General features: G+C 68.8%; 20 protein-coding genes and 1 pseudogene. 3 read left to right on the top strand and 18 right to left on the bottom strand.

Annotated elements, in window-relative coordinates; translation table 11 throughout:
* From GSI01S_RS11245 to GSI01S_RS11200, 10 genes are all read right to left on the bottom strand, one after another.
* Nucleotides 1–2,127 (bottom strand): [protein-PII] uridylyltransferase (locus GSI01S_RS11245; protein WP_039867548.1); only part of this gene is annotated, 2,127 nt, incomplete at its 3' end.
* The gene (locus GSI01S_RS11240; RefSeq protein ID WP_006896676.1) at nt 2,102–2,440 is read right to left on the bottom strand and encodes a P-II family nitrogen regulator; all 339 of its coding nucleotides are present in this window, start codon (nt 2,438–2,440) and stop codon (nt 2,102–2,104) included. The genes GSI01S_RS11245 and GSI01S_RS11240, both read right to left, overlap by 26 nt.
* A gap of 43 nt (nt 2,441–2,483) precedes the next feature.
* Complete coding sequence (locus GSI01S_RS11235) at nt 2,484–3,818, bottom strand: ammonium transporter (protein WP_006896675.1); 1,335 nt, start codon at nt 3,816–3,818, stop codon at nt 2,484–2,486.
* 144 nt (nt 3,819–3,962) lie between these two features.
* A complete protein-coding gene (locus GSI01S_RS11230) occupies nt 3,963–5,480 on the bottom strand; it encodes a class I adenylate-forming enzyme family protein (protein WP_006896674.1) in 1,518 nt (505 codons plus the stop codon).
* A gap of 86 nt (nt 5,481–5,566) precedes the next feature.
* Nucleotides 5,567–7,189 carry an acyl-CoA dehydrogenase family protein gene (locus tag GSI01S_RS11225; protein ID WP_006896673.1) on the bottom strand — a complete coding sequence of 541 codons (1,623 nt, stop codon included), beginning with the start codon at nt 7,187–7,189 and terminating at the stop codon, nt 5,567–5,569.
* 46 nt (nt 7,190–7,235) lie between these two features.
* Nucleotides 7,236–7,862 (bottom strand): TetR/AcrR family transcriptional regulator, encoded by a 627-nt coding sequence (locus GSI01S_RS11220; protein ID WP_006896672.1) that lies wholly within the window; start codon nt 7,860–7,862, stop codon nt 7,236–7,238.
* A 242-nt stretch (nt 7,863–8,104) separates the two neighbouring features.
* Entirely contained in the window at nt 8,105–9,502 is a 1,398-nt protein-coding gene (gene ftsY, locus GSI01S_RS11215) for a signal recognition particle-docking protein FtsY (protein WP_006896671.1), read from the bottom strand.
* 16 nt (nt 9,503–9,518) lie between these two features.
* Nucleotides 9,519–13,157: a chromosome segregation protein SMC gene (gene smc / locus GSI01S_RS11210; RefSeq protein WP_006896670.1), complete on the bottom strand. Its 3,639-nt coding sequence runs from the start codon at nt 13,155–13,157 to the stop codon at nt 9,519–9,521.
* A 20-nt stretch (nt 13,158–13,177) separates the two neighbouring features.
* Nucleotides 13,178–13,447 (bottom strand): acylphosphatase, encoded by a 270-nt coding sequence (locus tag GSI01S_RS11205; RefSeq protein ID WP_006896669.1) that lies wholly within the window; start codon nt 13,445–13,447, stop codon nt 13,178–13,180.
* Entirely contained in the window at nt 13,447–13,854 is a 408-nt protein-coding gene (locus GSI01S_RS11200) for an OsmC family protein (protein ID WP_006896668.1), read from the bottom strand. The genes GSI01S_RS11205 and GSI01S_RS11200 overlap by 1 nt, the downstream gene beginning before the upstream one ends.
* Before the next feature lie 301 nt (nt 13,855–14,155).
* On the opposite strand from GSI01S_RS11200, the gene GSI01S_RS11195 reads away from it, so the two are divergent.
* Nucleotides 14,156–15,757 carry a DUF222 domain-containing protein gene (locus GSI01S_RS11195; RefSeq protein WP_439644239.1) on the top strand — a complete coding sequence of 534 codons (1,602 nt, stop codon included), beginning with the start codon at nt 14,156–14,158 and terminating at the stop codon, nt 15,755–15,757.
* Here the strand turns inward: GSI01S_RS11195 and GSI01S_RS11190 are convergent.
* Nucleotides 15,732–16,172, bottom strand: coding sequence for a helix-turn-helix transcriptional regulator (locus GSI01S_RS11190; RefSeq protein ID WP_006896666.1), 441 nt, complete (start codon nt 16,170–16,172; stop codon nt 15,732–15,734). The two genes, GSI01S_RS11195 and GSI01S_RS11190, sit on opposite strands and share 26 nt — an antisense overlap.
* A gap of 33 nt (nt 16,173–16,205) precedes the next feature.
* Here GSI01S_RS11190 and GSI01S_RS20685 point away from each other — a divergent pair, with 33 nt between their 5' ends.
* Entirely contained in the window at nt 16,206–16,547 is a 342-nt protein-coding gene (locus GSI01S_RS20685; protein ID WP_081598112.1) for a transposase, read from the top strand.
* A gap of 28 nt (nt 16,548–16,575) precedes the next feature.
* Complete coding sequence (locus tag GSI01S_RS11185; RefSeq protein WP_006896665.1) at nt 16,576–17,733, top strand: IS30 family transposase; 1,158 nt, start codon at nt 16,576–16,578, stop codon at nt 17,731–17,733.
* 116 nt (nt 17,734–17,849) lie between these two features.
* Here the strand turns inward: GSI01S_RS11185 and GSI01S_RS11180 are convergent.
* From GSI01S_RS11180 to rsmD, 7 genes and pseudogenes are all read right to left on the bottom strand, one after another.
* Nucleotides 17,850–18,489: pseudogene (locus GSI01S_RS11180) on the bottom strand (IS256 family transposase); the annotation flags it as partial.
* A 419-nt stretch (nt 18,490–18,908) separates the two neighbouring features.
* A complete protein-coding gene (mutM, locus tag GSI01S_RS11170) occupies nt 18,909–19,784 on the bottom strand; it encodes a bifunctional DNA-formamidopyrimidine glycosylase/DNA-(apurinic or apyrimidinic site) lyase (protein ID WP_006896662.1) in 876 nt (291 codons plus the stop codon).
* Nucleotides 19,785–19,796: 12 nt separating this feature from the next.
* A complete protein-coding gene (gene rnc, locus GSI01S_RS11165) occupies nt 19,797–20,501 on the bottom strand; it encodes a ribonuclease III (RefSeq protein ID WP_006896661.1) in 705 nt (234 codons plus the stop codon).
* Nucleotides 20,498–21,046, bottom strand: a complete 549-nt coding sequence (locus tag GSI01S_RS11160; protein WP_006896660.1) for a YceD family protein — start codon at nt 21,044–21,046, stop codon at nt 20,498–20,500. The genes rnc and GSI01S_RS11160 overlap by 4 nt, the downstream gene beginning before the upstream one ends.
* A gap of 88 nt (nt 21,047–21,134) precedes the next feature.
* Nucleotides 21,135–21,923: a DivIVA domain-containing protein gene (locus tag GSI01S_RS11155; protein WP_006896659.1), complete on the bottom strand. Its 789-nt coding sequence runs from the start codon at nt 21,921–21,923 to the stop codon at nt 21,135–21,137.
* Nucleotides 21,924–22,070: 147 nt separating this feature from the next.
* Complete coding sequence (gene coaD / locus GSI01S_RS11150; protein WP_006896658.1) at nt 22,071–22,559, bottom strand: pantetheine-phosphate adenylyltransferase; 489 nt, start codon at nt 22,557–22,559, stop codon at nt 22,071–22,073.
* A 51-nt stretch (nt 22,560–22,610) separates the two neighbouring features.
* Nucleotides 22,611–23,156: a 16S rRNA (guanine(966)-N(2))-methyltransferase RsmD gene (rsmD, locus tag GSI01S_RS11145; protein WP_039867503.1), complete on the bottom strand. Its 546-nt coding sequence runs from the start codon at nt 23,154–23,156 to the stop codon at nt 22,611–22,613.
* Nucleotides 23,157–23,213 lie beyond the last annotated feature (57 nt).

The raw sequence follows: 23,213 nt of genomic DNA, 5'->3' as shown, positions 1-23,213 counted from the left end.
GGAGACCCCCGCCTCGGGCAGGCGGGCTGCCGCCCGCGCCGCCAGCTCGGCCACCGGGTCCCGATCGCCGTCGAGCACCGCGGCCAGACGTTGCCGCAGCAGCGGCGCATCGGGCGGACCGCCGAAGGTCGGCATCACCACGAACGAGTCGACGGCGTGCCCGGCATGACCGGCGACCGTCGCCGAGTGCGCGTGCAGGCCCGACAGTGCGAGCACACCGGCCATCTTCGACAGCAGTCCCGGCCGGTCGGGCGCGATCATGGTGACGATCGTCATGTTCGGACCGTCCCCGGGACGCAGGCTCACGTGGAGACCGCCGCGGTCGGCCAGCTCACGCAGGTCCGGCGGGATCGGGTCGGGTGCGGGCACCGGCGCTCCGCCGATGTGCGCGACGACGCGTTCGACCAACCCGGAGATCAGGGTGGCCTTCCACTCCCCCCACACCCCCGGGCCGGTGGCGCGGGAGTCGGCGTCCGAGAGGGCTCCCAGGAGTTCGGCCAGGACCGCGCTCCCGCCGAGCACGTCGGCCACGTGCGCCACGACCTCCGGATCGGCCGGGTCGCGACGCGTCACCACCCGGTGGAGCAGCAGATGGTGGCGGACGAGTTCGGCGAGCAGGCGCCGATCCTGCTCCCACAGGCCCAGACGCCGTCCGATGTGTTCGGCGAGTTCGGCGCCGACGGCGCAGTGGTCGCCGCCGCGCCCCTTGCCGATGTCGTGCAGCAACGCGCCGAGCAGCAGCAGATCGGGACGCGAGACGCTGGTGGTCAGTTCCGCCGCCGCGGCGACCGTCTCGATGAGATGCCGGTCGACGGTCCAGGTGTGAATGCCGTCGCGGGGCGGCAGGTCGCGGACCCGATCCCATTCGGGGAACAGTGCGCCCCACAGTCCGGCCCGGTCGAGGGCCTCGATCGGGCCGGCCATGTCGTGCCCCGACGCCAGCAGCACCAGCAGATCGGCGAGGGCCTCCGACGACCACGGCTCCGGCATCGGCGCACCGTAGGTGGCCAGGCGCTCGAGCGCCGGGCCGTTGATCGGCAGCCGGTTCCGGGCGGCCGCGGCGGCCACCCGCAGCACCAGACCCGGATCCTGGCTGGGAATGGCCGAGCGTGCGAGTACCACCTCGCCGCCCTGTTCGACCACCCCTTCGTCGAGCGGGCGCCGCAATGCCGCGGCGCGGCGCAACCGAGAGAACCCGCGTCGGCTCACGGCGTTCTGGGCGGTGCGCAAACCGGCGTCGACAGCGTACGAGGTGGTCCGTCCGGCATCGCTGATCCGCCGGGAGAGCTCGAAGCGATCGGCGACACCGAGTGCCGCGGCGATGTCGTCGGCATCCTGGGCGCGGATCTGGTCACGTGCCCGGCCGGCGATCCGATGCGCCTCGCCGCGCGCGGCGAGCAGGAAGTCGTAGGCACGCGGCAGCGGCGAACCCTCGGTGCCGGGATCGAGACGGGCGAGCCCGTCGGTCAACTGCGCGAGCGCGAGCGCGTTCAGCAACTGGATGTCGCGCAGTCCCCCGCGGCCGTTCTTCAGATCCGGCTCGGCGCGGTGGGCGATGTCGCCGGTGCGCCGCCAGCGGTCTTCCGCGGCTTCGATCACCTGCGGCAACCGCATCCGCGCCTCCGACCGCCAGAGGTTGCGCACCGAGACGGTCATCAACCGGGCGAGGTCCTCGTCGCCGGCGATGAACCGGGAGTCGAGGAGCCCGAGCGCGGCCGTGGCGTCCTCGCGCGTCACCCGCATGGCCTCCGGCACCGATCGCACACTGTGGTCGAGGGAGATTCCCGCGTCCCACAGCGGGTACCAGAGTCCGTCCGCCACCTCCGACAGTCGTTCGGGGTACCGGTCGTCGTGCACCAGGATCAGGTCGAGGTCGGAGTAGCCGACCATCTCCCGGCGACCCAGGCTGCCGACCGCGACAACGGCGAATCCGCTGCGCTCGACGATCCCGAGCGACCGTGCCCGCTCCACGAGCCAGTCCTCGAACAGTGCGCCGATCGCCTCGCGCTGACGCGCTCCGACCAGGGAATCGTCCTGCAGCAGCACCGATCTCGCCGCACCGAGCGTGGCGCCGGAGGTGGACCCCGGCGCCCGCCCGGCCTCAGATGGCCTCTGGTCCGCGTTCACCGGTCCGCACCCGGATGATCGACTCCACCGGTGTCACCCAGACCTTCCCGTCACCGATCTTCCCGGTGCGGGCCGACTCGACGATCACCTCGGCCACCTGGTCCACTGCCTCATCGTCGACGACGACCTCCACCCGGACCTTCGGGACGAAGTCGACGGCGTACTCGGCGCCGCGGTACACCTCGGTGTGCCCCTTCTGCCGCCCGTAGCCCTGTACCTCGCTGACGGTCATCCCGACGATCCCGATGTGCTCCAGACCGGCTTTGACGTCCTCGAGGGTGAACGGCTTGACGATTGCGGTGATCAGTTTCATGGATAAACCCTTCTCTCCCGATCGAGACTAGTGTCTGCTGAACTCATGCCGGCTCGTACGCACTCTCGGCGTGCTCGGCGCTGTCGATGCCGGTGAACTCCGCCTCCCGGTCCACACGCCAGCCGAGCGGCTTGAGCACCATCGCGATCGCGAAGGTCAGGATTCCGGTGAACACGAGCGCGAACAGGGCGATCGCCGCCTGCACCACCAGCTGTTTGTAGTCGTGGCCGTAGAACAGACCCGAGTCCTTGGCGAGGAGACCGATCGCGATCGTGCCCCACAGACCGGCGACGAGGTGCACGCCCACCACGTCCAGCGAGTCGTCGAAGCCGAGCCGGTACTTCAGCCCGATCGCGACGGCCGCGAGCGCACCGGCGACCACGCCGAGGAACAACGAGCCGACCGGGGTGAGGGCGCCGCAGGCGGGCGTGACTGCCACCAGTCCGGCGACGACGCCGGAGGCCGCACCGACGCTCGTCGGGTGGCGGTCTCGGATCCATTCCACGGCCAGCCACCCGATCATCGCGGCGGCCGTCGCCGCGGCGGTGTTGATCCACACGAGGCCGGCGGTGGCGTCGGCGGCGAGCTCGGAGCCGGCGTTGAAGCCGAACCAGCCGAACCACAGCAGGGCCGCGCCGAGCATCACGAAGGGAATGTTGTGCGGACGGTACGAGGTGCGGCCGAACCCGCGGCGTTTGCCGACCACCAGCGCCAACACCAGGCCGGCCATGCCGGCGTTGATGTGGACGACGGTGCCTCCGGCGAAGTCGATGGGCGCGACCTTCGCCACTCCGTCGGCGACGCCGAACAGCCAGGAGGCGATCGAGTCCTTCGCGTTCGACATCAGTCCGCCGCCCCACACCATGTGGGCGAGCGGGAAGTAGACGATGGTCGCGAACAGCACGGTGAACGCCACCCAGGTGGCGAACTTGACGCGTTCGGCGATCGCACCGCTGATGAGCGCGACTGTGATCACGGCGAAGGTCAGTTGGAACGCCATGAAGACGGTCGCCGGAATCTGGGTGCTCCCCCACACCACGAACTGCGTCGCATCGCCGACCGACCTGGTCTGCATCAGTTGGTCCGACCCGAACAGTGAGAACGGATTGGCGAACAGTCCCCCGATGTCGCCGGTGCCGGTCAAGGAGTTCCCGAAGGACATCGAGAATCCCCACAGCACGTAGATCACCGTGACCGTGCCGAGCGCCGCGAACGACATCATCATCATGTTCAGCACGGACTTGGCACGCGAGAGCCCTCCGTAGAAGAACGCCAGCGCGGGTGTCATCAACAGTACGAGCGATGCGCTCACGATCACCCAAGCGGTATTACCCGCATCAACGGTTCCGAACACGTTGTCCGGCAATGCAGTCTGCACTCCTCGCACCTCCTCGCGAGACGTCGCCGATCGACGTCTCGCGATAAGAGTGCAACGCTGGTGTTGCGTGCCGCGTCGCGCAGAAGTTTCGGGGCCGTCAAGGAATCCGCGGAAATGTTTCGCGGGTGTTGCGCGGCGGCCGGGTCACACTTGTCCGCGCAGGACGTGCTTGAGGATCTTTCCGCTGGGATTGCGCGGCAGTGTCTCGACCGTCACCACCTCGCGCGGCAGTTTGTAGCGAGCGAGCTTGTCGTCGAGGAACTCGCGCACCTCGTCGAGCGTCAGTTCGGTCCCGTCGACGGTGACGCACATCGCGACGACCGTCTCGCCCCATTCGGGGTGCGGACGGCCGATCACCGCGACGTCCGCCAGGCGGGGATGCGCGCGCAGCACCTCCTCCACCTCCTGCGAGTGGACGTTCTCGCCCCCGACGATGATCACGTCCTTCAGTCTGTCGACGATGTAGAGGTAGCCGTCCCGGTCCATCCGTGCGACGTCGCCGGTGCGGAACCAGTCGCCGACGAAGCAGTCGGCTGTGGCGGTCTCGTTGTTCAGGTAGCCGATCATCCGGGTGTCGCCGCGCAGCCAGATCTCGCCCGTGTCGCCGGGACCGACGTCGCGTCCGTCGGCGTCGACCAAGCGCAGGTCGACGCCGACCATCGGACCTCGGCCGATCGAGCCGGCCTTCGCCAGTTGCTCGTGGGGATACAGGGCCGTGCCCGACGGCCCCATCTCGCTCATGCCGTACACCTGGAAGAAGCGGTCGCTGCTGTAGGCCGCCACCAGCCTGCGGGCCGTGGCCTCGCCGAGCGACGCGCCGCCGTACAGCCACTTCGACACGGTCGACAGGTCGTGGTCGGCGAAGTCGAGCGCGCCGGCGTCGGCCAGTTGCACCGGCAGGAGGTACGCGATCGGCGAACCGAAGAAGGCGGTGATCCGGTAGCGCTCGACGGCGGGCAGCAGTTCGGCCGGATGGAACTCACGCATCAGAACAGTCGTCGCACCGAGGGCGATCATCGTCAGCAGCCAGTCGTTGAGCGGCGCGGCGTGCCAGATGGGCATCGCGAGCAGGAACCGCTCGTCCTGCGTGAACCCCAGGGTGGCCGCGAGCGCCGGCGCCAGGCCGGACAGGGTGCGATGCGTGTGCAGGCAGCCTTTGGGCGAACTGGTGGTCCCCGACGTGTAGAGCACCTGCGCCACCGCGTCGAGGTCCGAGTCGACGGCGCCCGGGACAGGAGCGGCGGCGCGGACCGACTCGTCGAAGTCGGGCAGGCCGTCGTGAGCGCTCTCGGTGGTGAACCACCGGAACCCCGGCGCGCCGGCCACCGCGGTCTCGGCGAGGGATCCGGAGACGACGCCGACGACCGCGCCGCTGTGCTCGAGCGCGTAGGCCACCTCCGGCGCGGCGAACTTGTGGTTGACCGGAACCAGCGCGGCACCCGCGAACCAGGCGCCGAACGCCGCCACGACGAACCCCGGCGTGTTGTACGTCATGACCGCCACCCGGTCGCCCGGCCCGACACCGGCGCCGATGAGCACCGACGCCGCACGTCGCGCCCGGTCGAGGAGCTCGCTGTACGTGATCTCGTCCTCGCCGTGGACGACGGCGGCTTTGGTCGGATTCAGGCGCGCGCTGCGCTCCAGAGTGGCGGTCAGATGCATCGAGACGCTCTTTCGAAAGACGACGGCCTCGGGAGGCCGGGGAGGGAGGGTGCGGTGGTGTGGACCGTGGGCCGGTCGCGCCGGATTCAGGCGCGGGCGACGATTCCCGCGAGGTCGAGTGCCGAGTCGAGGACGCCGTACATGTGACCCGGATCGGCGATCCGGCCGGCGACGAATGCGTCGGTCACCGACTCGGGCGCCTGCCGGATGAGGATCGAGCCCTGCAGCGCGATCGCCATCGATTCGGTGAGCCGGCGGGCCACTGCGGGAGCGCCCGCGGGGTCGGCGGACACCTGCGCGATGAGTTTGCGGGTCTTCTCGACGTGGAGGTCGTACTCGCGATACACCCCGAGTGCGCGCTCGAACTCGTTGTCGACCGCCTCCACGGACATCGGGTCACGCATCATGGCACGCAGGACGTCGAGTGCGATGACATTGCCCGACCCCTCCCAGACCGCCATGACCGGCTGTTCCCGGTACCGGCGCGAGAGCGGGAAACCGTTCTCGCAGTAGCCGTTGCCGCCGAGACATTCGAGCGCCTCGTAGGCGTGGTTGGGACCGCGTTTGCAGACCCAGTACTTGCCGACGGCGGTCGCGAGCCTGCGGAAGGCCGCGGACTCGTCGGCGTCGTCGTCATAGGCGGCGGCCAGTCGCATCGCGGTCCAGATCGCGGCCTCGGCCTCCACCTGCAGGTCGGCGACGACGGCGGTCATCGCCGGCTGGTCGACGAGCCTCGCGCCGAAGGCCGAGCGGTGGCGCACATGCCACGCCGCCTCGGCCACCGACTGGCGCATGCCCGCGGCGCTGCCGATCACGCAGTCGAGCCGGGTCTGGTTGACCATCTCGATGATGGTCCGTACGCCCGCGCCCTCGTCGCCGAGGCGCCAGCCGACGGTGCCGTCGAACTCCACCTCGCTCGAGGCGTTCGACTTATTGCCGAGCTTGTTCTTGAGCCGCTGGACGTTGAAGACGTTGCGGGTGCCGTCGGGCAGCACGCGCGGCACCACGAAGCAGGTGACGCCCGGAGCGGTCTGGGCGAGCACCAGGAAGGCGTCCGACTGCGGTGCCGAGCAGAACCACTTGTGGCCGGTGATCGAGTACATGCCGTCCGACAACTCCACCGCGCGGGTGGTGTTGGCGCGGACGTCGGAGCCACCCTGCTTCTCGGTCATCGCCATGCCGAAGATCGCCGAGGTCTTCTGTCCGGAACCGAGGTCGTGCCGGTACTCGCGCGAGAAGACACGCGGAAGCCACTGCTCGGCGAGCTTCTCGTCCACTCGCAGCGACGGGACGACGGCATGCGTCATGCTCACCGGGCAGGCGTGGCCCGGCTCGATCTGCCCGAACTGCATGAACATCGCGGCCCGCGCCACGTGCGCACCCGCGCGCGGGTCCGACCAGCAGCTGGTGTGGGCGCCGTGGGCGATCGCGTCGCCGATGATGCGGTGATAGGCCGGGTGGAACTCGATGTCGTCGATCCGGTTGCCCCAGCGATCGTGGGTGTGCAGTTCGGGGGTGATCGTGTTGGCGAGTTCGGCGTCGCGCTGGAAATCGGCCCGGCCCACCAGGGCGCCTGCCTCGGTGAGCGCATCGGCGGCCCATCCGGCGCCGTAGACGTTCACCGCCTCCACCAGCGCTGTGTGGCTGGTGAACTCGTTGACGTCGACGCGGGCGGGCGCCTGATTGAAGACCTCGTGTGTGGCGGGCATGGCGGCGGGCTCCTTCGGTTGATCGATCGGGGTCTGTCGGTTCGGTTCAGACCGGCGCGGTGGCACCCAGCGCCAGAAAGCAGAATCGGCGGATGGTCGCCACCAGCTCGGCCGGGTCGGAGTGCGGAAGCGGTGCCGTGTCCGGGTCGAGCGCTCCGACGAGCGCTTCGGAGATCGCTCCCATCACGGCCGACGCCACGACCGGCGCGTCCTGGTCGACGAACACTCCGGCGGCGACGCCGTCGGTGATGATCCGCTCGCCGAGCTCGCGGTACGACTGCCGGAGATGCAGACGTTCGGCCTCCACCGTCGGTATCACCGGCTCGAAGAGCAGCGACCACGCCAGGCGGCGGCCGCGAAGAGCACGGTCGGCGAAGACGTCGATGAGCGTGCCCAGCTCCCGGCCGGGATCGCCGCCGACCGCCTCGACCGCGTGACGCACCTGGTCGAACTCGTAGCCGGCGGCGTCCCGGAAGACCTCGGCCAGGAGCGCCTCTCGGTTGTCGAAGTACGAGTACACCGATCCGACGCTGACTCCGCTCCCCTCGGCGATCGCCGCGACGGTAGCGCCGGAGAAACCGGAGTCGGCCACGATCCGGCGCGCCGTCGCGAGGATCGAGGCACGTTTGGCCTCCGCACTCCGTCGGGTGGCCGCGGTCGGTCGGTACGCCATCGTCACCTCTCAGCCCGGGGTCAAACTTTGAATCGCGATTCAACTGTTAGAAGAATTGAATCACGATTCAACCGAAGTCACAAGGGGGTCGGAAAACAAGATCGTCCCTGTGACGGACCGGCGAGGGCGATATGTCCTCGACCGTCCGTCACAGGGACGATCCTGGCGACTCAGTTCGGTACAGACGTCAGTTCGGTACAGACGCCGGTTCGGTACAGACGTCGGTTCGAAAAAGCAGCGCGCTACAGCAGCGCGTCGACGAACGCCTCCGGCTCGAACGGAGCGAGGTCGTCGGCGCCTTCGCCGAGACCGACCAGCTTCACGGGGACGCCGAGCTCTTCCTGGATGCGGAACACGATGCCGCCCTTGGCGGTGCCGTCGAGTTTGGTGAGCACCACGCCGGTCAGCGAGACCACGTCGGCGAACACCTTGGCCTGCATCAGACCGTTCTGGCCGACCGTGGCGTCCAGGACCAGCAGCACCTCGTCCACCACGGCCTTCTTCTCGACCACTCGCTTGACCTTGCCGAGCTCGTCCATCAGGCCCGCCTTGGTGTGCAGACGGCCCGCGGTGTCGATCAGCACCACGTCCACGCCTTCGGTGATTCCGGTGCTGACGGCGTCGAAGGCGACCGAGGCCGGGTCGGCACCCTCCTTGCCGCGGACGATTCCGGCGCCGACGCGCTCACCCCAGGTCTGCAGTTGGTCGGCCGCGGCGGCACGGAAGGTGTCGGCGGCGCCCAGCAGCACGCGGCGGCCGTCGGCCACCAGCACGCGCGCGAGCTTGCCGGTGGTGGTGGTCTTGCCGACGCCGTTGACCCCGGCCACCAGCACGACCGCCGGTCGGTCCGCATGGGGAAGGGCCCGAACGGAGCGATCGAGTTCGGGATGCAACTGCTCCACGAGGACCCGCTTGAGGGCGGCGCGCGCGTCCTCGGCCGAGCGGACCTTGCCCGTCGCCAGTTCCTCACGGAGCCGTTCGGTGACCGTCGACGTGGCGGCGGTGCCGAGATCGGCCATCACCAGCGTGTCCTCGATCTCCTCCCAGCTGTCCTCGTCCAGATCGCCCGCGCCGAGCAGCCCGAGCACGCTCGCGCCGATCGCACCCTGCGACCGCGACAGGCGCCCGCGCAGGCGCGAAAGCCGTCCCGCGGTCGGCGCGATCTCGTCGAGCGCCGGAGCGGTGTCGACGGGTGCCGGTTCGGCGACAGGTGCGGGTTCGGCCACGGGCTCGGGTTCTGCAACCGGCTCGGGCTCGACGACCGGTTCGGGCTCGACGACCGGTTCCGGTTCGGCCGCCGGCGGTTGTACGACGGTGGTTTCGTCGGTCTCCGGCTCGACCTGAGCGGCAGGCTCGGGCTCGGCGACGGGCTCCGGTGTGGGCGGCGTCGGCGGCTCCGGACGGTCGAGGGTCGCCGATCCCGCCCCGCCCTGGCTGAAGGAGAATCCGGAACCGGCCTTGTAGCCCCCGGAACGATCGACTTGCCGTTGCGATCCGTCGGTGACCTGATCGGTCCCGGCGGCGGGCTCGTCCCGGAGCGAGATCCGGCGGCGGCGATTCAGCGCGTAGCCGGCGCCGGCGACCAGGGCGAGGATGACGACGATCGCGATGACGATGCCGACGATGAGTTGGGTGTCCACTGGAGAAGTTGTCCCTTCAGCTCGTGGGAGCGGAGTCGGTTGGTGAAGTCGAAGGATCGGGTGCGGCGGCGGCCGGGGTCACGTCCACCCCGCGCAGTCGTTGGGAGATCACCTGGGTGATCCCGTCGCCCCGCATGCTCACGCCGTAGAGCGCGTCCGCGATCTCCATGGTCGGTTTCTGGTGGGTGATGACGATCAGCTGGGACTTCTCCCGCAATTGTTCGAACAGGGAGATGAGCCTGCGCAGATTCGCGTCGTCGAGGGCGGCCTCCACCTCGTCCATCACGTAGAAGGGCGAGGGCCGCGCCCGGAAGATCGCGACGAGCATGGCGACGGCGGTCAACGACTTCTCGCCGCCGGAGAGCAACGACAGTCGCTTCACCTTCTTGCCCGGCGGCCGCGCCTCCACGTCCACCCCGGTGGTGAGCATGTCGTCCGGATCGGTCAGGACCAGCCGGCCCTCGCCCCCGGGGAACAGCGTCGCGAAGACCTGGACGAACTCTCGCTCCACGTCGGCGTACGCATCGGTGAAGACTTGGAGGATCCGGGCGTCGACGTCGTCGATGACGTCCATCAGGTCTTTGCGCGCAGCCTTCACGTCCTCCAGCTGCGCCGACAGGAAGTTGTAGCGTTCCTCGAGGGCCGCGAACTCCTCCAGGGCGAGCGGGTTCACGCGGCCGAGTGTCTTGAGGTCCTTCTCCGCCTTGCGCGCACGCATCTCCTGGGTGGCGCGGTCGAAGGGCATCGGCGCGGGGGCCACCACTTGTTCGCCGCGAGCCTTGGCGTCCTCGTACTCGCGCATCTCCAGATCCGACGGCGGCATCGGGACATCCGGTCCGTACTCGGCCACCAGGTCGTCCGGCGCGATCGCGAACTGTTCGAGCACCTGTTCCTCGAGCTGTTCGATGCGCAAGGCGGCCTGCGCTCTGGCGAGTTCGTCGCGGTGGACGGCGTCGCGCAGTTTGTTCATCACCGTGCTGAGCTGGTCCACCTGCGCCCGCAGGGCGTCCACCTCGGCCGTGCGCTGGGAACGGATGGCTTCGAGTTCGTCGCGAGCCTGCGCCGCGTCGGTCACGGCCGCGGCCACCGCGTCCGCGAGTCGTTCTCCGGTGTCGGCCACCGCACTCGCCACGCCGGCCGCGTACTTGCGGAGAGCGTCCTGGCGCCGCTGGCGCTCCCGATTGGCCCGCTCGTTGGCCGCCGCGCGACGCAGACTCTCGGCCTTGCCGCGCACCGACGCCAGGCGTTCCTCGGCGGTCCGCAGTGTCAGACGCGTCTCGACCTCGGCGGACCGAGCGGACGCGACTTCCGCCGCGGCGGCATCGCGCATCGCTCTGTCGCCGTCGGCGACCGGCTCTTCGGCTGCACCGTCGACGGCGCGGGCCAGGCGCTCCTCCACCTCGGTGAGCTTCTCGAGATTCTCCGCGCGGCCCTGTTCGACGAAGTTGCGTTGCCGCACGAGCCGGTCGGCCTCATCCCGTGCAGCACGGATGTCCGAACCGAGACGCCCGAGCGACTCGTAGGCCGCCCCGAGGTTCGCGTCGGACTCGTGGAGGGCAGCGAGCGCCCCCTCGGCGTCCTCACGCGCCCGTTCCTGTTCGGCGATGGCCGCGGCCAGCTCCGATTCCAGACGCAGTGCCGTCTCCTCGGCGGCCGCGAGGTCGTGTGTCGCGGTATCGATCGCGGACTGCACCTCGATGGTCGACGGCCGTCGTGCGGATCCGCCCTCCACGCTGGCCGAGGAGATGCGGTCGCCGTCGCGCGTGACGCCGACCACTCCGAGCTCACGGGCCAGGTCCAGCCCGGTCTCGGGATCGTCGACGACGATCGTCTCGGCGAGCAGTACGTCGAGCGCGCCCGCCACCTCGTCGGGTGCGGTGACCAGGTCACGGGCCCACACCGCACCGTCGGGCAGCGACGGCCGACGGTCGGGGTCGACGCCGGGCAGTCCCCCGACGATGAGGGCCGCTCGCCCGCCGTCGCCGCTGCGCAGTTCGCGCAGGGCCCGCACCGCGGCGAGCGCGTCGACCGTCGTGATCGCATCGGCGGCCGGCCCCAGCGCTCCCGCCATGGCGGCTTCGTAGCCCGGCTTCACCGTCAGCAGCTCCGACAGCGGCACGAGGACGCCCTCGGTTCCGCGTTCGATCAGCCAGGCCCCGCCGTCACCGCGTTCCAGACCGACCGAGAGCGCTTCGATCCGCGCGCTGAGCGACGCGATCGATCTGGCGGTCTCGCGCTCACTCTGGCGGAGCCGTTCGACGGTCGCGGAGGCCTCGGCCAGCGCCGCCGCACATCGTTCGTGGTGCTCGTCGAGGCCGCGTTCGGCGTCCTCGAGGATCCTGACCCGCGCCACCTCCTGATCGAGGGCCGCCTGCGCGGTGTCGGCCCGCTCGGCGGCCGCCTCGATCGACGCCGTCAGCCGGGCGGTCTCGGCGTCCACCGACTCCACCTTGGTTCGCAGGTTCGCGGCCTCGCCCTCCAACCGCGCCAGACCCTCGCGGCGGTCGGCGACGGCCTGCACCGCGGCCAGGTGCGCGCGCTCGGCCTCGTTGGCCACCTGCTCGGCGGCCTGCAGCGCGGCGGTCGCGTACTCCAGCCGCTCGGCGGCCTCCTCGACCGCCTCGGTGTGCTCGGCCTCGGTCATCGCAGCGCGTTCGGCCTGCCGTTCCAGTTCCTCGGGATCGGGACCGGAGTTGGCGACGCTCGGCGAGGCCAGGTTCGCCGCGCGTTCACCGGCGAGCCGCAACGTGCCGCCGACCCGCTCCGACAGTGCGCCGAGTTGGTAGAAGACGCGTCCGGCCTCACTCGCCGCGGGCGCCACCTGCGCCAGATGCTCCTGTGCTGCCGACAGCGCCTCCGTGGCGGCGTCCAGCGCGGCCGCCACCTCGTCCTGCTGTCGCCGGACGTCGGCCTCCACGGCGCTGTGCTGCGCCATCTCCTCGCGTCGCTTCACGAGGTCGTCGGCGGCCAGCCGCAAGCGGGCGTCGCGCAGGTCGGCCTGGACGGTCGCCGCGCGCCGCGCCACCTCGGCCTGCCGGCCGAGCGGCTTGAGCTGGCGGCGGAGTTCCGTCGTCAGATCGGTGAGACGGTCCAGGTTGGCGGCCATCGCGTCGAGTTTGCGGACCGCCTTCTCCTTGCGGCGACGATGCTTGAGGACCCCGGCGGCCTCCTCGATGAACGCGCGCCGTTCCTCCGGCCGGGCCTCCAGGATCGCCGCCAGCCGGCCCTGCCCCAGGATGACGTGCATCTCGCGGCCGATGCCCGAATCGGACAGCAGTTCCTGAACGTCCATCAGGCGGCACGAATTGCCGTTGATCTCGTACTCGCCCGCGCCGTCGCGGAACATGCGCCGCGTCACCGACACCTCGGAGTACTCGATCGGCAGCGCGCCGTCCGAGTTGTCGATGGTCAGGGTCACTTCCGCGCGGCCCAGCGGGGCGCGACCGGAGGTCCCGGCGAAAATGACGTCGGCCATCTTTCCGCCGCGCAGGGCCTTGGCCCCCTGCTCCCCCATCACCCAGGTCAGGGCGTCGACGACATTCGACTTGCCCGACCCGTTGGGCCCCACCACACACGTGATGCCGGGCTCGAACCGCAGCGTCGTCGACGACGCGAACGATTTGAACCCTTTCAGGGTGAGGCTCTTCAAGTGCACGACCTGACAGCCTACCCGGATCAGCGCTCGACGAAGCCCGTCAAACCACCGCGTGCCGCCTCGAAGGACTCCACCACCAGATCGACTCGGCCGGGGGTGTCGGACGAGCGCAGCGCGGCCAGCAGTGCCGTCAGCGATTCATGCGGACCTTCGGCGACCACGAGCACCCGACCGTCGGGCTGGTTCGAGGCGTATCCCACCAGACCGAGTTCCAGCGCTCGCGACCGGGTCCACCAGCGGAATCCGACGCCTTGGACTCGCCCGTGCACCCACGCGGTGAGGCGCTGCATCACTCGGTCTCCATGGTGAGCGAGACCTGAGTTCCCGCCTTCAGGGTGCGGCCGACCGTGCAGACCTTGTCGATGGCGCGCTCGACGACCACGAGCAGGCGCTCGGCGGCCTCCGGGTCGAGTTCGGAGAGGTCCACTTCCAGGACCTCGTCCAGCTGCGGGTACTGCTCGTTCTCCCGGTCGGCGTCGCCCGAGACCCGCACGGTGGCGTCGTAGTCGTCGCCCAGTCGGCGCGAGAGCGGCCGGTCCGACGACATCCCGGTGCACGCGGCGAGTGCGATCTTCATGAGTTCGCCCGGGGTGAAGACGCCCTCGACGTCCTCCGAGCCGATGAGGACCTGCGCCCCGCGCGAGCTCTGCCCGGTGTACCTCCGGGTTCCGGTCCGCTGGACCCACAGTTCAGTCATGTCGTCGTGCCTTTCATCTGCCGTTCGTGGAGGTGTTCACGTCTCGGTGTTCACGTCTCGGTGTTCACGCCTCCCCCGGTCGAACGCCGCCGGCCTCGCAGACCTTCCCGGCCGTCGGCGTTCCAAGACTGTTCAACCTACCGGGTGGCCGGCTCGCCCTGCGGATCGGCTTGAGGACGTCGACGAGAGCGCGTCGCCGAGAACGGTGCGCTGAATCCGCCTCGTTCCGTTCGAGTGATTTGTCAGACCCTGCCGATATCATCGAATGTAAGTTCGAGGCACTCGAAGGGGAGGCGTGAACATGCAGGTGAGGGAGCATTCCGGCTCGTCGGTGGTGGTCGACGACGGGTCGATCGTGATCCGGATCGGATGTCCGGCAGGTTCGACCGACGGGTCCGGTTCGGATGCGGCTGCGGTGTCGCGGGCTGATCGTGCCGCGTTGTTGACCTTCGCAGCGCGGGCTGACTGCTATCAGGGGTTGGTGATGTGGCATCGCTATCAGGCGGTGTACTCGCTGTATCGGGCGAAGCAAGCGGAATTAGAGGCCGACGCGTCGGTCGATGCGTACACGCGGTTGTTTGATCCGCAGTGCCAGATGGCGGCCTCGTATGCGACAGCGGCCGGGGTCCGGCAGTACGCGGGTGAGTTGTTCGTCGATCGGGCGATCGCGTGTTTCGAGCGGATTCCGTCGATCGGCCGACTGATGCGCGACGGGGTTCTCACTCCGGGGTGGTTCGTTCGAGCCGTGGAGCAGACCGCGTTGGTCGACGACGGCGACCTGCTCGCCTTCATTGATGCGGAGATCGCACATCGTCTGGCCGGAATGGGTGGACTGTCGGCGAACCGGGTGGAGTCGACCGTCGCCGCGATCGTGGCCGAGCACGACCCGGACGCCGCGACCCTGACTCGTGAGCAGGTCGCGTCGAGCAAGAAGGTGTCGGTGACGCCGGTCGCCGACGGCGTGTCGGAGATGGTGATCGTCGGCTCCACCGAGGACGCGGCGATCTCCCTCGGGGCGATCAACGCGCTCGCCGACGGCGTGTGCCCGTTCGACCCGCGAACCAAGCAGGCCCGCCGGTCCGACGCCGCTACCGCACTGCTGCAGCAGAGCCAGTTCACCTGCCTGTGCGAGCGGGACGACTGCGTCTCGGAGTTGGCGCCCGCGCAGATCGACGCGCGGCGCGCCCAGGTGATGGTTCACGTCGTGGTGCGCAAGGAGGCGCTCGACGGCGTGTCGCAGCTACCGGCGTACGAGGATGGCGTCGGTCCGATCTCCGCCCGCCACGCCCGGGAGTTGGTGCGTCGTCCCGACGCGGTGATTCGCGAGTTGGATCTGGACACGGTGATCGCCGACTGCATGCGACACGCCGGTCGGTACCGCCCCTCGGCGGCGGTCGACACAGCCGTCCGCGCCCTGTTCGGCACCTGCACCGTCGCCGGCTGCGACCGCCCGGCGTGGAAGTCCGACCTCGATCACGTCGTCGAATTCGACCACCGCGATCCGGGCAACGGCGGGCCGACGTGCGTGTGCAATCTGAATCCGAAGTGCCGTTTCCATCATGGCGTGAAAACCCACGCCGAAGGGTGGGTCGATGATCAGATCGTCGACGCCAACGGCGTCATCTGGACCGAAGTCACCACGCCGGACGGGATGACCGTCCGCCGACAGGCGATGAACCTGTGGCTGCTGCCCGAGCTCGGGCACATTCAGTGCCGGCACGGCGTGTCGTTCGGCATGTCGGACTCGCCCGCGACGCGCCCGGAGAACCGACACGCCGAGAATGAACCGGAACGGCGACTGACCCGCACTCAGGCCAAGCACCGCTACCGCACCCAGAGGCGCGCCGCCAACCGCCGACAGCGGGAAATCGCGACGGTCACCGACGGCGAGCCGCCGTTCTGAGTCCAGCGGCATCGGCGGAGCCGGTCGATCGCCACAGACTCGGGGCCTCACCGAAGGCGCGTTTGAACGCACGACTGAACGCTTCCTCCGAATCGTACCCCACCCGTCTGGCCACCGAGCCGATGGGCAGACTCGTCGACGCGAGCAGATTCTGCGCGATGTGCATGCGCCAGTCGTGCAGGTACCGGATGGACGATCGCCCGAGGACGGTTCGGAATCGCTCGTCGATCACTGATCGTGAGACGGCCGCCGCTGAGGCGAGTTCGGCGACGGTCCATTTGCGATCCGGCGCCGAATGCAGTTGTTCGAGTGCCGGGCCGAGAACCGGGTCGCGGAGGGCGGTCAACCAGCCGTGACCGGCCGCGGGAGCCGTGTCCAGATGCAGACGCAGCACCTCGGTCAGCAACAGTTGCATGAGGTCAGTGACGATTGAATCGTCCCGGGTTTGATGGAGACAGGTTTGACCGGAAGGGACACTTGTTTCGTGCCTCGCCCACCGAAGTACTCACCCGAGTTGCGGGACCGTGCCACACGGATGGCCATCGATGCTCGGAAGGATCCCGAGACCGCGCCCGGAGCTCTGGCGCGGATCGCCAAGCAACTCGACGTCAACCCCGAGACCCTGCGGACCTGGGTCCGCCGCGTCGAAGACGGCCAAGCCGAAGCGCCTGGGTCGAGACAGTTTCAGATATCGAGCGGATCCGCTTGTTGGAGAGGGAAGTTCGAGAGCTGCGTCGGGCGAACGAGATGGCGGATTCAAGCGGTCAGTGCAACGAGTCCTGTGAGATGAGGCAGTCACTGATCACAGGAGGATCCGGATGCAGGGCAAGCACGGTCATCTCAGTCGGGAGCAGAAGCGGCTGGCACTCAGGCTGCATGCGAGGGGTTGGCGGCTGGTCGACATCGCCAAGGAGATCGGCTGCAGCGCGCCGATGGTCGGGATCATGGCCCGCACCGGCAGGCACGCCGACGCCAAGCCGTTCGGCTGGGAGCCACGCCAGGGCTGCCTGACGATTGACGAGCGCGAGCAGATCCTGGTGGGGATCAATCGTGGCGACACCTTCACCGCGATCGCCGAGCACCTGGGGCGCGCGGTGTCGACCATCAGCCGCGAGGTGAAGCGCGGCGGTGGTCGCTGCGGCTACTCGGCATGGCATGCGCACGAACGCGCTCGCGATCAAGCTCGTCGGCCGAAGTCTTTCAAGCTCGCGTCAGGCCGGTTGCTCGAGGAGGTCTCCAGCCGGCTGGAGCAGTTGTGGTCCCCCGAGGAGATCGCGGCGCGCCTACGGTTGGATCACGCCGATGATCCGGAGATGCGCGTGAGCCACGAGACGATCTACCAGTCCCTGTTTGTCCAGGGCCGAGGCGAGTTGCGCCGCGAGTTGGCGCGGTGTCTACGGTCCGGAAGAGCGGCCCGAAAGCCCCGCGGCACCACTGACGGCCGCGGCCGGATCCCCGGCATGGTGATGCTCAGCGAACGCCCCGCAGAAGCCGACGACCGCGCCGTGCCCGGACACTGGGAAGGCGACCTCATCCTTGGCGAGGGCAGCCGCAGCGCGGTCGGGACGCTCGTCGAGCGATCGACGCGGATGACGCTGCTGTTGCACCTCCCAGATGGCAAGACAGCCGAGCAGGTCGAGGCAGCGATGCGCGCCGCGATCAGCAAACTACCGTCCTCGTTGGCCAGAACGATCACCTGGGACCAGGGCGCGGAGATGTCGCAGCACGCGGCGTTCACCACTGCCACGGGTATCCCGATCTACTTCTGCGATCCCCACTCGCCCTGGCAGCGCGGGAGCAACGAGAACACCAACGGCCTGTTGCGTCAGTACCTGCCCAAGGGCACCGACCTGAGCGCCGTCACCCGCGAGGAGTTGGACGCGATCCAGGACAGCCTCAACAGCCGACCGCGCAAGACTCTGGGCTATCTGACACCATCAGAGAAGCTCGCAGAGCTTCTTGCGCCCACCGCTTGAATCCGCCGATTCTGAAGACAGCGTCGGCTTTCTTCGCGGCCGAGCTCGACCGGCCACACCGCTGATCGGTCAAGTCCCGGGTAGTGGTGTAACTGGTTGTGGTCCTTCGTAGGTGGTCAGGCGGGTAGTTGGATCAGTGGGTCGGTGTTCACCTCCGGCGTGTGGTCGGTGACGGTCAGGCGGCAACGGCTGAGCACCTCGAGGCCGAGGTAGCGGCGGCCTTCGGCCCATTCATCTGTCTGCTCGGCGAGCACTGCTCCGATGAGCCGGATGATGGCGTCGCGGTTGGGGAAGATGCCGACGACGTCGGTGCGGCGGCGGATCTCGCGGTTGAGCCGTTCGGTGGGGTTGTTGGACCAGATCTGGCGCCACACATCTTCCGGAAACGCGGTGAACGCCAGCAGGTCTTCACGGGCGTCGCCGAGGTGTTCGGCGACGTCGGGTAGCCGGTCTTCGGTGTATTCGAGCAGCCGGTCGAACTGGGCGTTCACCGCCTCTGGTGTGGGTTGGTCGTAGACGCTGTGCAGCATCGCTTTCACAGCCGGCCACATCGATTTCGGGCACACCGCCATCAGATTTGCGGCGTAGTGGGTGCGGCAGCGCTCCCAAGCGGCGCCGGGCAGGGTCGCGGCGATCGCCTCGACCAATCCCGGCATGGGCGTCAGAGGTCACCAGGCGGACTCCGCCGAGGCCGCGGGCGACCAGGTCGGCGAGGAAGGTGTTCCACGAGGCTTTGGTTTCGCTGGTGGCGACCTGCTGGAGTCGTTCATGCCGACGAGGCAGATGACGCTCGTATCTACCCTGACCTCACCGCTGTCTGTCGATTCGCAGCCAAGAAATTGCCATCGCCGGCTGCAGGCTCGAGGAAAGTCCTGTCGACAAAGTCAGTGCCGGTCTCCAGGTCCTCGCGCACCAGGTCAAGCATCCGCTCAACCATGTGGCGCGGCGTGAAGACCTCACCGTGGGCCTTCACACGGTGCCTGGACTTCATCAGTTACTCCCTCCTGTCGGCCCGCGACTGCTGGCCTCTACTCGATGGCTACACCCTATCGGCCGGTACCGACATCGAGTGACGCACACGAGCGCGGCAGGTTCCAAGGAAGGATTCTGAACGGACCGCCCGATAGAAGGCGACGTACACCGACAGCAGGCACCAATACATTGCGAGTAGTCGGTCAGGCAACCCTCCGGCGCCGCGGCACCCGCTGACACGTCGGGCAGAAGAACGAGCTCCGGTTCATGAATGCTTCGCGCACCATCGGCGTCTCGCAGCGACGGCACGGAAGTCCTTCGCACCCATAGGCGTTCAACGATCGTTCGAAATAACCCGACTGCCCGTTCACGTTCACGTACAGGTCGTCGAACGACGTGCCGCCGACCTTGACCGCCTCCCGCATCACCTGGGTTGCGTGATCGACGAGTTCTCCCAGCCGGGCGCGCGGAATGCCGCGCGTGCGTCGCCGGCCGTGCAGGCCGGCGCGCCAGAGCGACTCGTCGGCGTAGATGTTTCCGACACCGGAGATCACGGTCTGGTCGAGGATCGCGCGCTTGATCTCCGTGTCCCGACGCCGCAGCGCGGTGACCACGCCGTCGCGGTCGAAAGCCGGCTCGAAGGGATCCGGTGCGATGTGCGCCACCGACTCGGGTACGCGGCGCGGCCCGGCGTCGACGAGTTCGTCCAGATGCCAGCCGCCGAAGGTCCGCTGGTCGACGAAACGCAGTTCGTTCCCGTCGTCGAGGGGCACGCGGATGCGCAGGTGCACCGGATCGGCGGCGCCCTGCTCGGCGAGGAGCATCTGCCCGCTCATGCCGAGATGGACCACGACGGCCACCTCGTCCGCGCGGTCCGCGGCCAGCAGCCACATGTACTTACCGCGCCGCTCGACGGCCTCGAAGGTCTTGCCGCGCAATCGACTCGAGAGATCGACGGGTCCGCCGACGTGGCGTCTGGCCGCGCGCGGATGCAGCACCTCGACCTCTCGCGCCGTCCGACCGGAGAGATGGGTCGACAGGCCGAGACGGATGGTCTCGACCTCGGGAAGTTCAGGCACCGGACGGTCCGATCAACGCGGCTGTTCCTCGAGTGCCTTCCACGCCAGTTCGGCCGCGTTCTGTTCGGCTTCCTTCTTGGTCCTGCCGGTACCGGTGCCCAGTTGAGTGCCGCCGACCACGGCGATCGCGGTGAACTCCTTGTTGTGGTCCGGTCCGGTCGACGTGACCTGGTACTGCGGCTGGCCGAGGCTCCGCTCGGCCGAGAGCTCCTGCAGCGAGGTCTTCCAGTCCAGTCCGGCACCGAGCCGGCCCGATCGTTCGATGATCGGCTCGAACAGCTTCATGATGACCGTTTTCGCGACCTCGATGCCGTGGTCGAGGAAGATCGCCCCGAACAGCGATTCCAGGCCGTCGGCGAGGATCGACGCCTTGTCGCGGCCGCCGGTCAGTTCCTCACCGCGGCCGAGATGCAGATGTGCGCCGAGCCCGCCGTCGCCCAAGCCGCGGGCGACGTCCGCGAGGGCGTGCATGTTGACCACGCTCGCCCGGATCTTCGCCAGCTCGCCCTCGGGACGGTCCGGGAAGCCGACGTACAGCCGTTCGGTGACGACCACGCCTAGGACGGCGTCGCCGAGGAACTCGAGGCGCTCATTGGTCGGCAGCCCGCCGTTCTCGTACGCGTACGAGCGGTGGGTCAGCGCCAGGTTCAGCAGATCGTTCCTGATCGTGACGCCGAGCACATCGGTGAGCAGCGACGGGTCGGGCCGTTTGCTCACCGGTCACCGTCCTCGCCGGCGTCCCCGTCCGTCTCGGTCAGCCGGTCGGCCAGCTTCGCCCATCGGGGGTCGATGATGTCGTGGCCGTGGCCCTCCTCGGCGTCGGCCAGCTTCACTCCGCAGATCGGGCACAGTCCCGGACAGTCCTGCGTGCACAGCGGCGACAGCGGCAGCTCCGTCGCGATCGCGTCGATCACCACCTGCTCGAGATCGATCCGCTCGTCGACGATGCGCTCGAGTTCTTCCTCGTCCTCCGCTGTGCGGTCGGTCTCACTGTCGGGGTACGCGAACAGTTCCGTCAGGTACACGGAGACGTCCTGGGTCAGCGGGTCCAGGCAGCGGCCGCACTGGCCCTCGGCGACGGCCGTGACCGTACCGGTCACGAGGACACCCTCGGTCACCGACTCGAGACGCAGGTCGAAAGCCACCTCGCCGCCGGCGGGAATGCCGATCATCTCCGCACCGATGCGGTCGGGGGTTTCGAGGGTCCACGCCTTCTCGATCATCGAACCGGCCCGGCGGGGCACCGACCGGACATCGATCACGAATCCAGAATCAGTCACCCGAACGATGTTACTCAGTAGTCCCTGCTCGAACGAAGTTCAGTGGCCGCGTCCCGGATCGAGCGCGACCTCAGCCCGCCATCTGCGCCGGACCCGGCTGCGGTCCCTCGTCCATGCCGTGCGGATACTCGACGTAATCGTGCATGCCCGCGCCCGTCCGCAACTGCTGGCGTCCGCGGTTCACCGACCGCAGCGTGCCGGTGAGGATCTCCTCGAAGTCGGCGAGTTTGTCGTCGACGTAGATGTCGCAGTCACCGCGCAGCCGGTCCGATTCGGCGTGCGCCGCATCGATGATCCGCTCGGCCTCCTGCTTGGCGGCCGAGACCACCTCGGACTCGGACACCAGCCGCTGCTGCTCGGCGATGCCGTCGGCGACGGACTTGTTGTAGCTGGCGTTGCCCGCCTCTACGACGCGTCCGGCCTCGGCGCGGGCTCGGCCGGTCACGGCCTCGTACTCGCGTGCGGCGCTGTGCTCGAGCCGCTGGGCCTCGTCGTTCGCGTCGGCGATGACGGCCTGCGCGTTGCCGTTCGCCTCGTCGAGCATCCGGTCGGCTCGAGCCTTCGCCTCGGCGAGGATCCGATCGGCTTCGGCCCGCGCATGAGCGAGCATCGCCTCGGAGTCGCGTTCGGCACCGGTGATGAGGCGATCGGACTGCTCACGCGCGTTCGACACGAGGGTGTCGCGTTCGTCGAGCACGTCCTGCGCGTCGTCGAGCTCGCCGGGCAGCGCATCGCGCAGATCGTCGAGAAGTTCCAGCACATCGCCCCGGGGAACCACACACCCCGCGGTCATCGGCACGGTGCGCGCCTCTTCGACGATCGCGACCAGCTCGTCAAGCGCTTCAAATACGCGGTACACGATTCAATCTCCGATCCGGCACAGCCGTAGGTTCGGCGGCCTTTGATATCACTGAGGCCATTGTGCCGAATGTTGCGACTGTGACGCCGGAGGGCCGCATCGGGCGTGTCGCCCCGTCAGGCCCCGGACTATCAGTGGGCGTATCCGTCAGACACTGCGCGTCTGCGACAAACGGTCGGCCAGCGCCTGGTGAATGTGCTCGGAGAGATAGGGCGTCACGTCGCCGCCGAGCTTGGCGACCTCTTTCACCAGCGAACTGGAGACGTGCGCGTACCGCGGATCCGTGAGCATGAAGTACGTCTCACACCCGGTCAGCTCCCGGTTCATCTGCGCCATGGGGATCTCGTAGGCGAAGTCGCTCTCCGAACGCAGCCCCTTGACCATCGTGTCGGCGCCCTCTGCCACCAGCAGATCCACCACCAGACCGGTCCAGCTGCGCACCTCGACGTTCTCCAGGTCGGCACAGTCCCGCTCGATGAGCGCGATGCGCTCTTCGACGGTGAACATCCCCTGCTTGTTCGGGTTCACCACGACGGCCACGACCACCCGATCGAACCGGGCAGCCGTGCGTTCGACGACGAAGCGGTGGCCGAGAGTGAACGGATCGTACGACCCGGGACAGACTGCAGCACTCATGTCTGCTGAATCTACGCGACGCCGTCTCCGGCGCCGCGGCGACGGCCGCGGTCAGCGACCGCCCAGCACGACCACCGTGTCGCCGTACTGCTTGGACGTCACTTCCTCCAGTCCGTCGGGCCAGGTGACGGCGGCGCTGCGACGGCCGCGCTCCACCACCACCCAGCCGTCGGACGCCAGAACCGGTTCGCATGCCGAGATCATTCGGTCGACCTCTTCGGAAGGCACCTCGTAAGGCGGATCGAGGAGGATCAGATCGAACGTTCCGGACGGCGCCGCCAGAAACGACTCCACCGGGCGGTTGACGATCCGGACCCGCGACGCTGCGCCGCAGACGGCGACGTTGTCCCGCAGCACCCCGGCAGCCCGGCGGTCGGACTCGACGAGCACCGCCGACGCCGCTCCCCGGGACACCGCCTCGAGTCCGAGCGCACCCGTGCCGGCATAGAGGTCGAGCACCCGGACTCCGGACAGGTCCATCCGGGAGCCGAGCATGGAGAAAAGGGCTTCGCGGACGCGGTCGGAGGTCGGCCGGGTGGTGTCGGCCGGAACGGCGAGCCGACGGCCGCGGAAGTCACCGGCGATGATTCTGGTCATATCGAGGCCCATGGTAGTGGATGGTCGCGGCCGCGAACCCGCCCGCAGTAGCGTTGT

This window comes from Gordonia sihwensis NBRC 108236 (assembly GCF_000333035.1).
GTDB lineage: Bacteria > Actinomycetota > Actinomycetes > Mycobacteriales > Mycobacteriaceae > Gordonia > Gordonia sihwensis.
The sequence above is the reverse complement of the archived record's forward strand: the minus strand, read 5'-3'. Positions and strand labels throughout refer to the sequence as shown.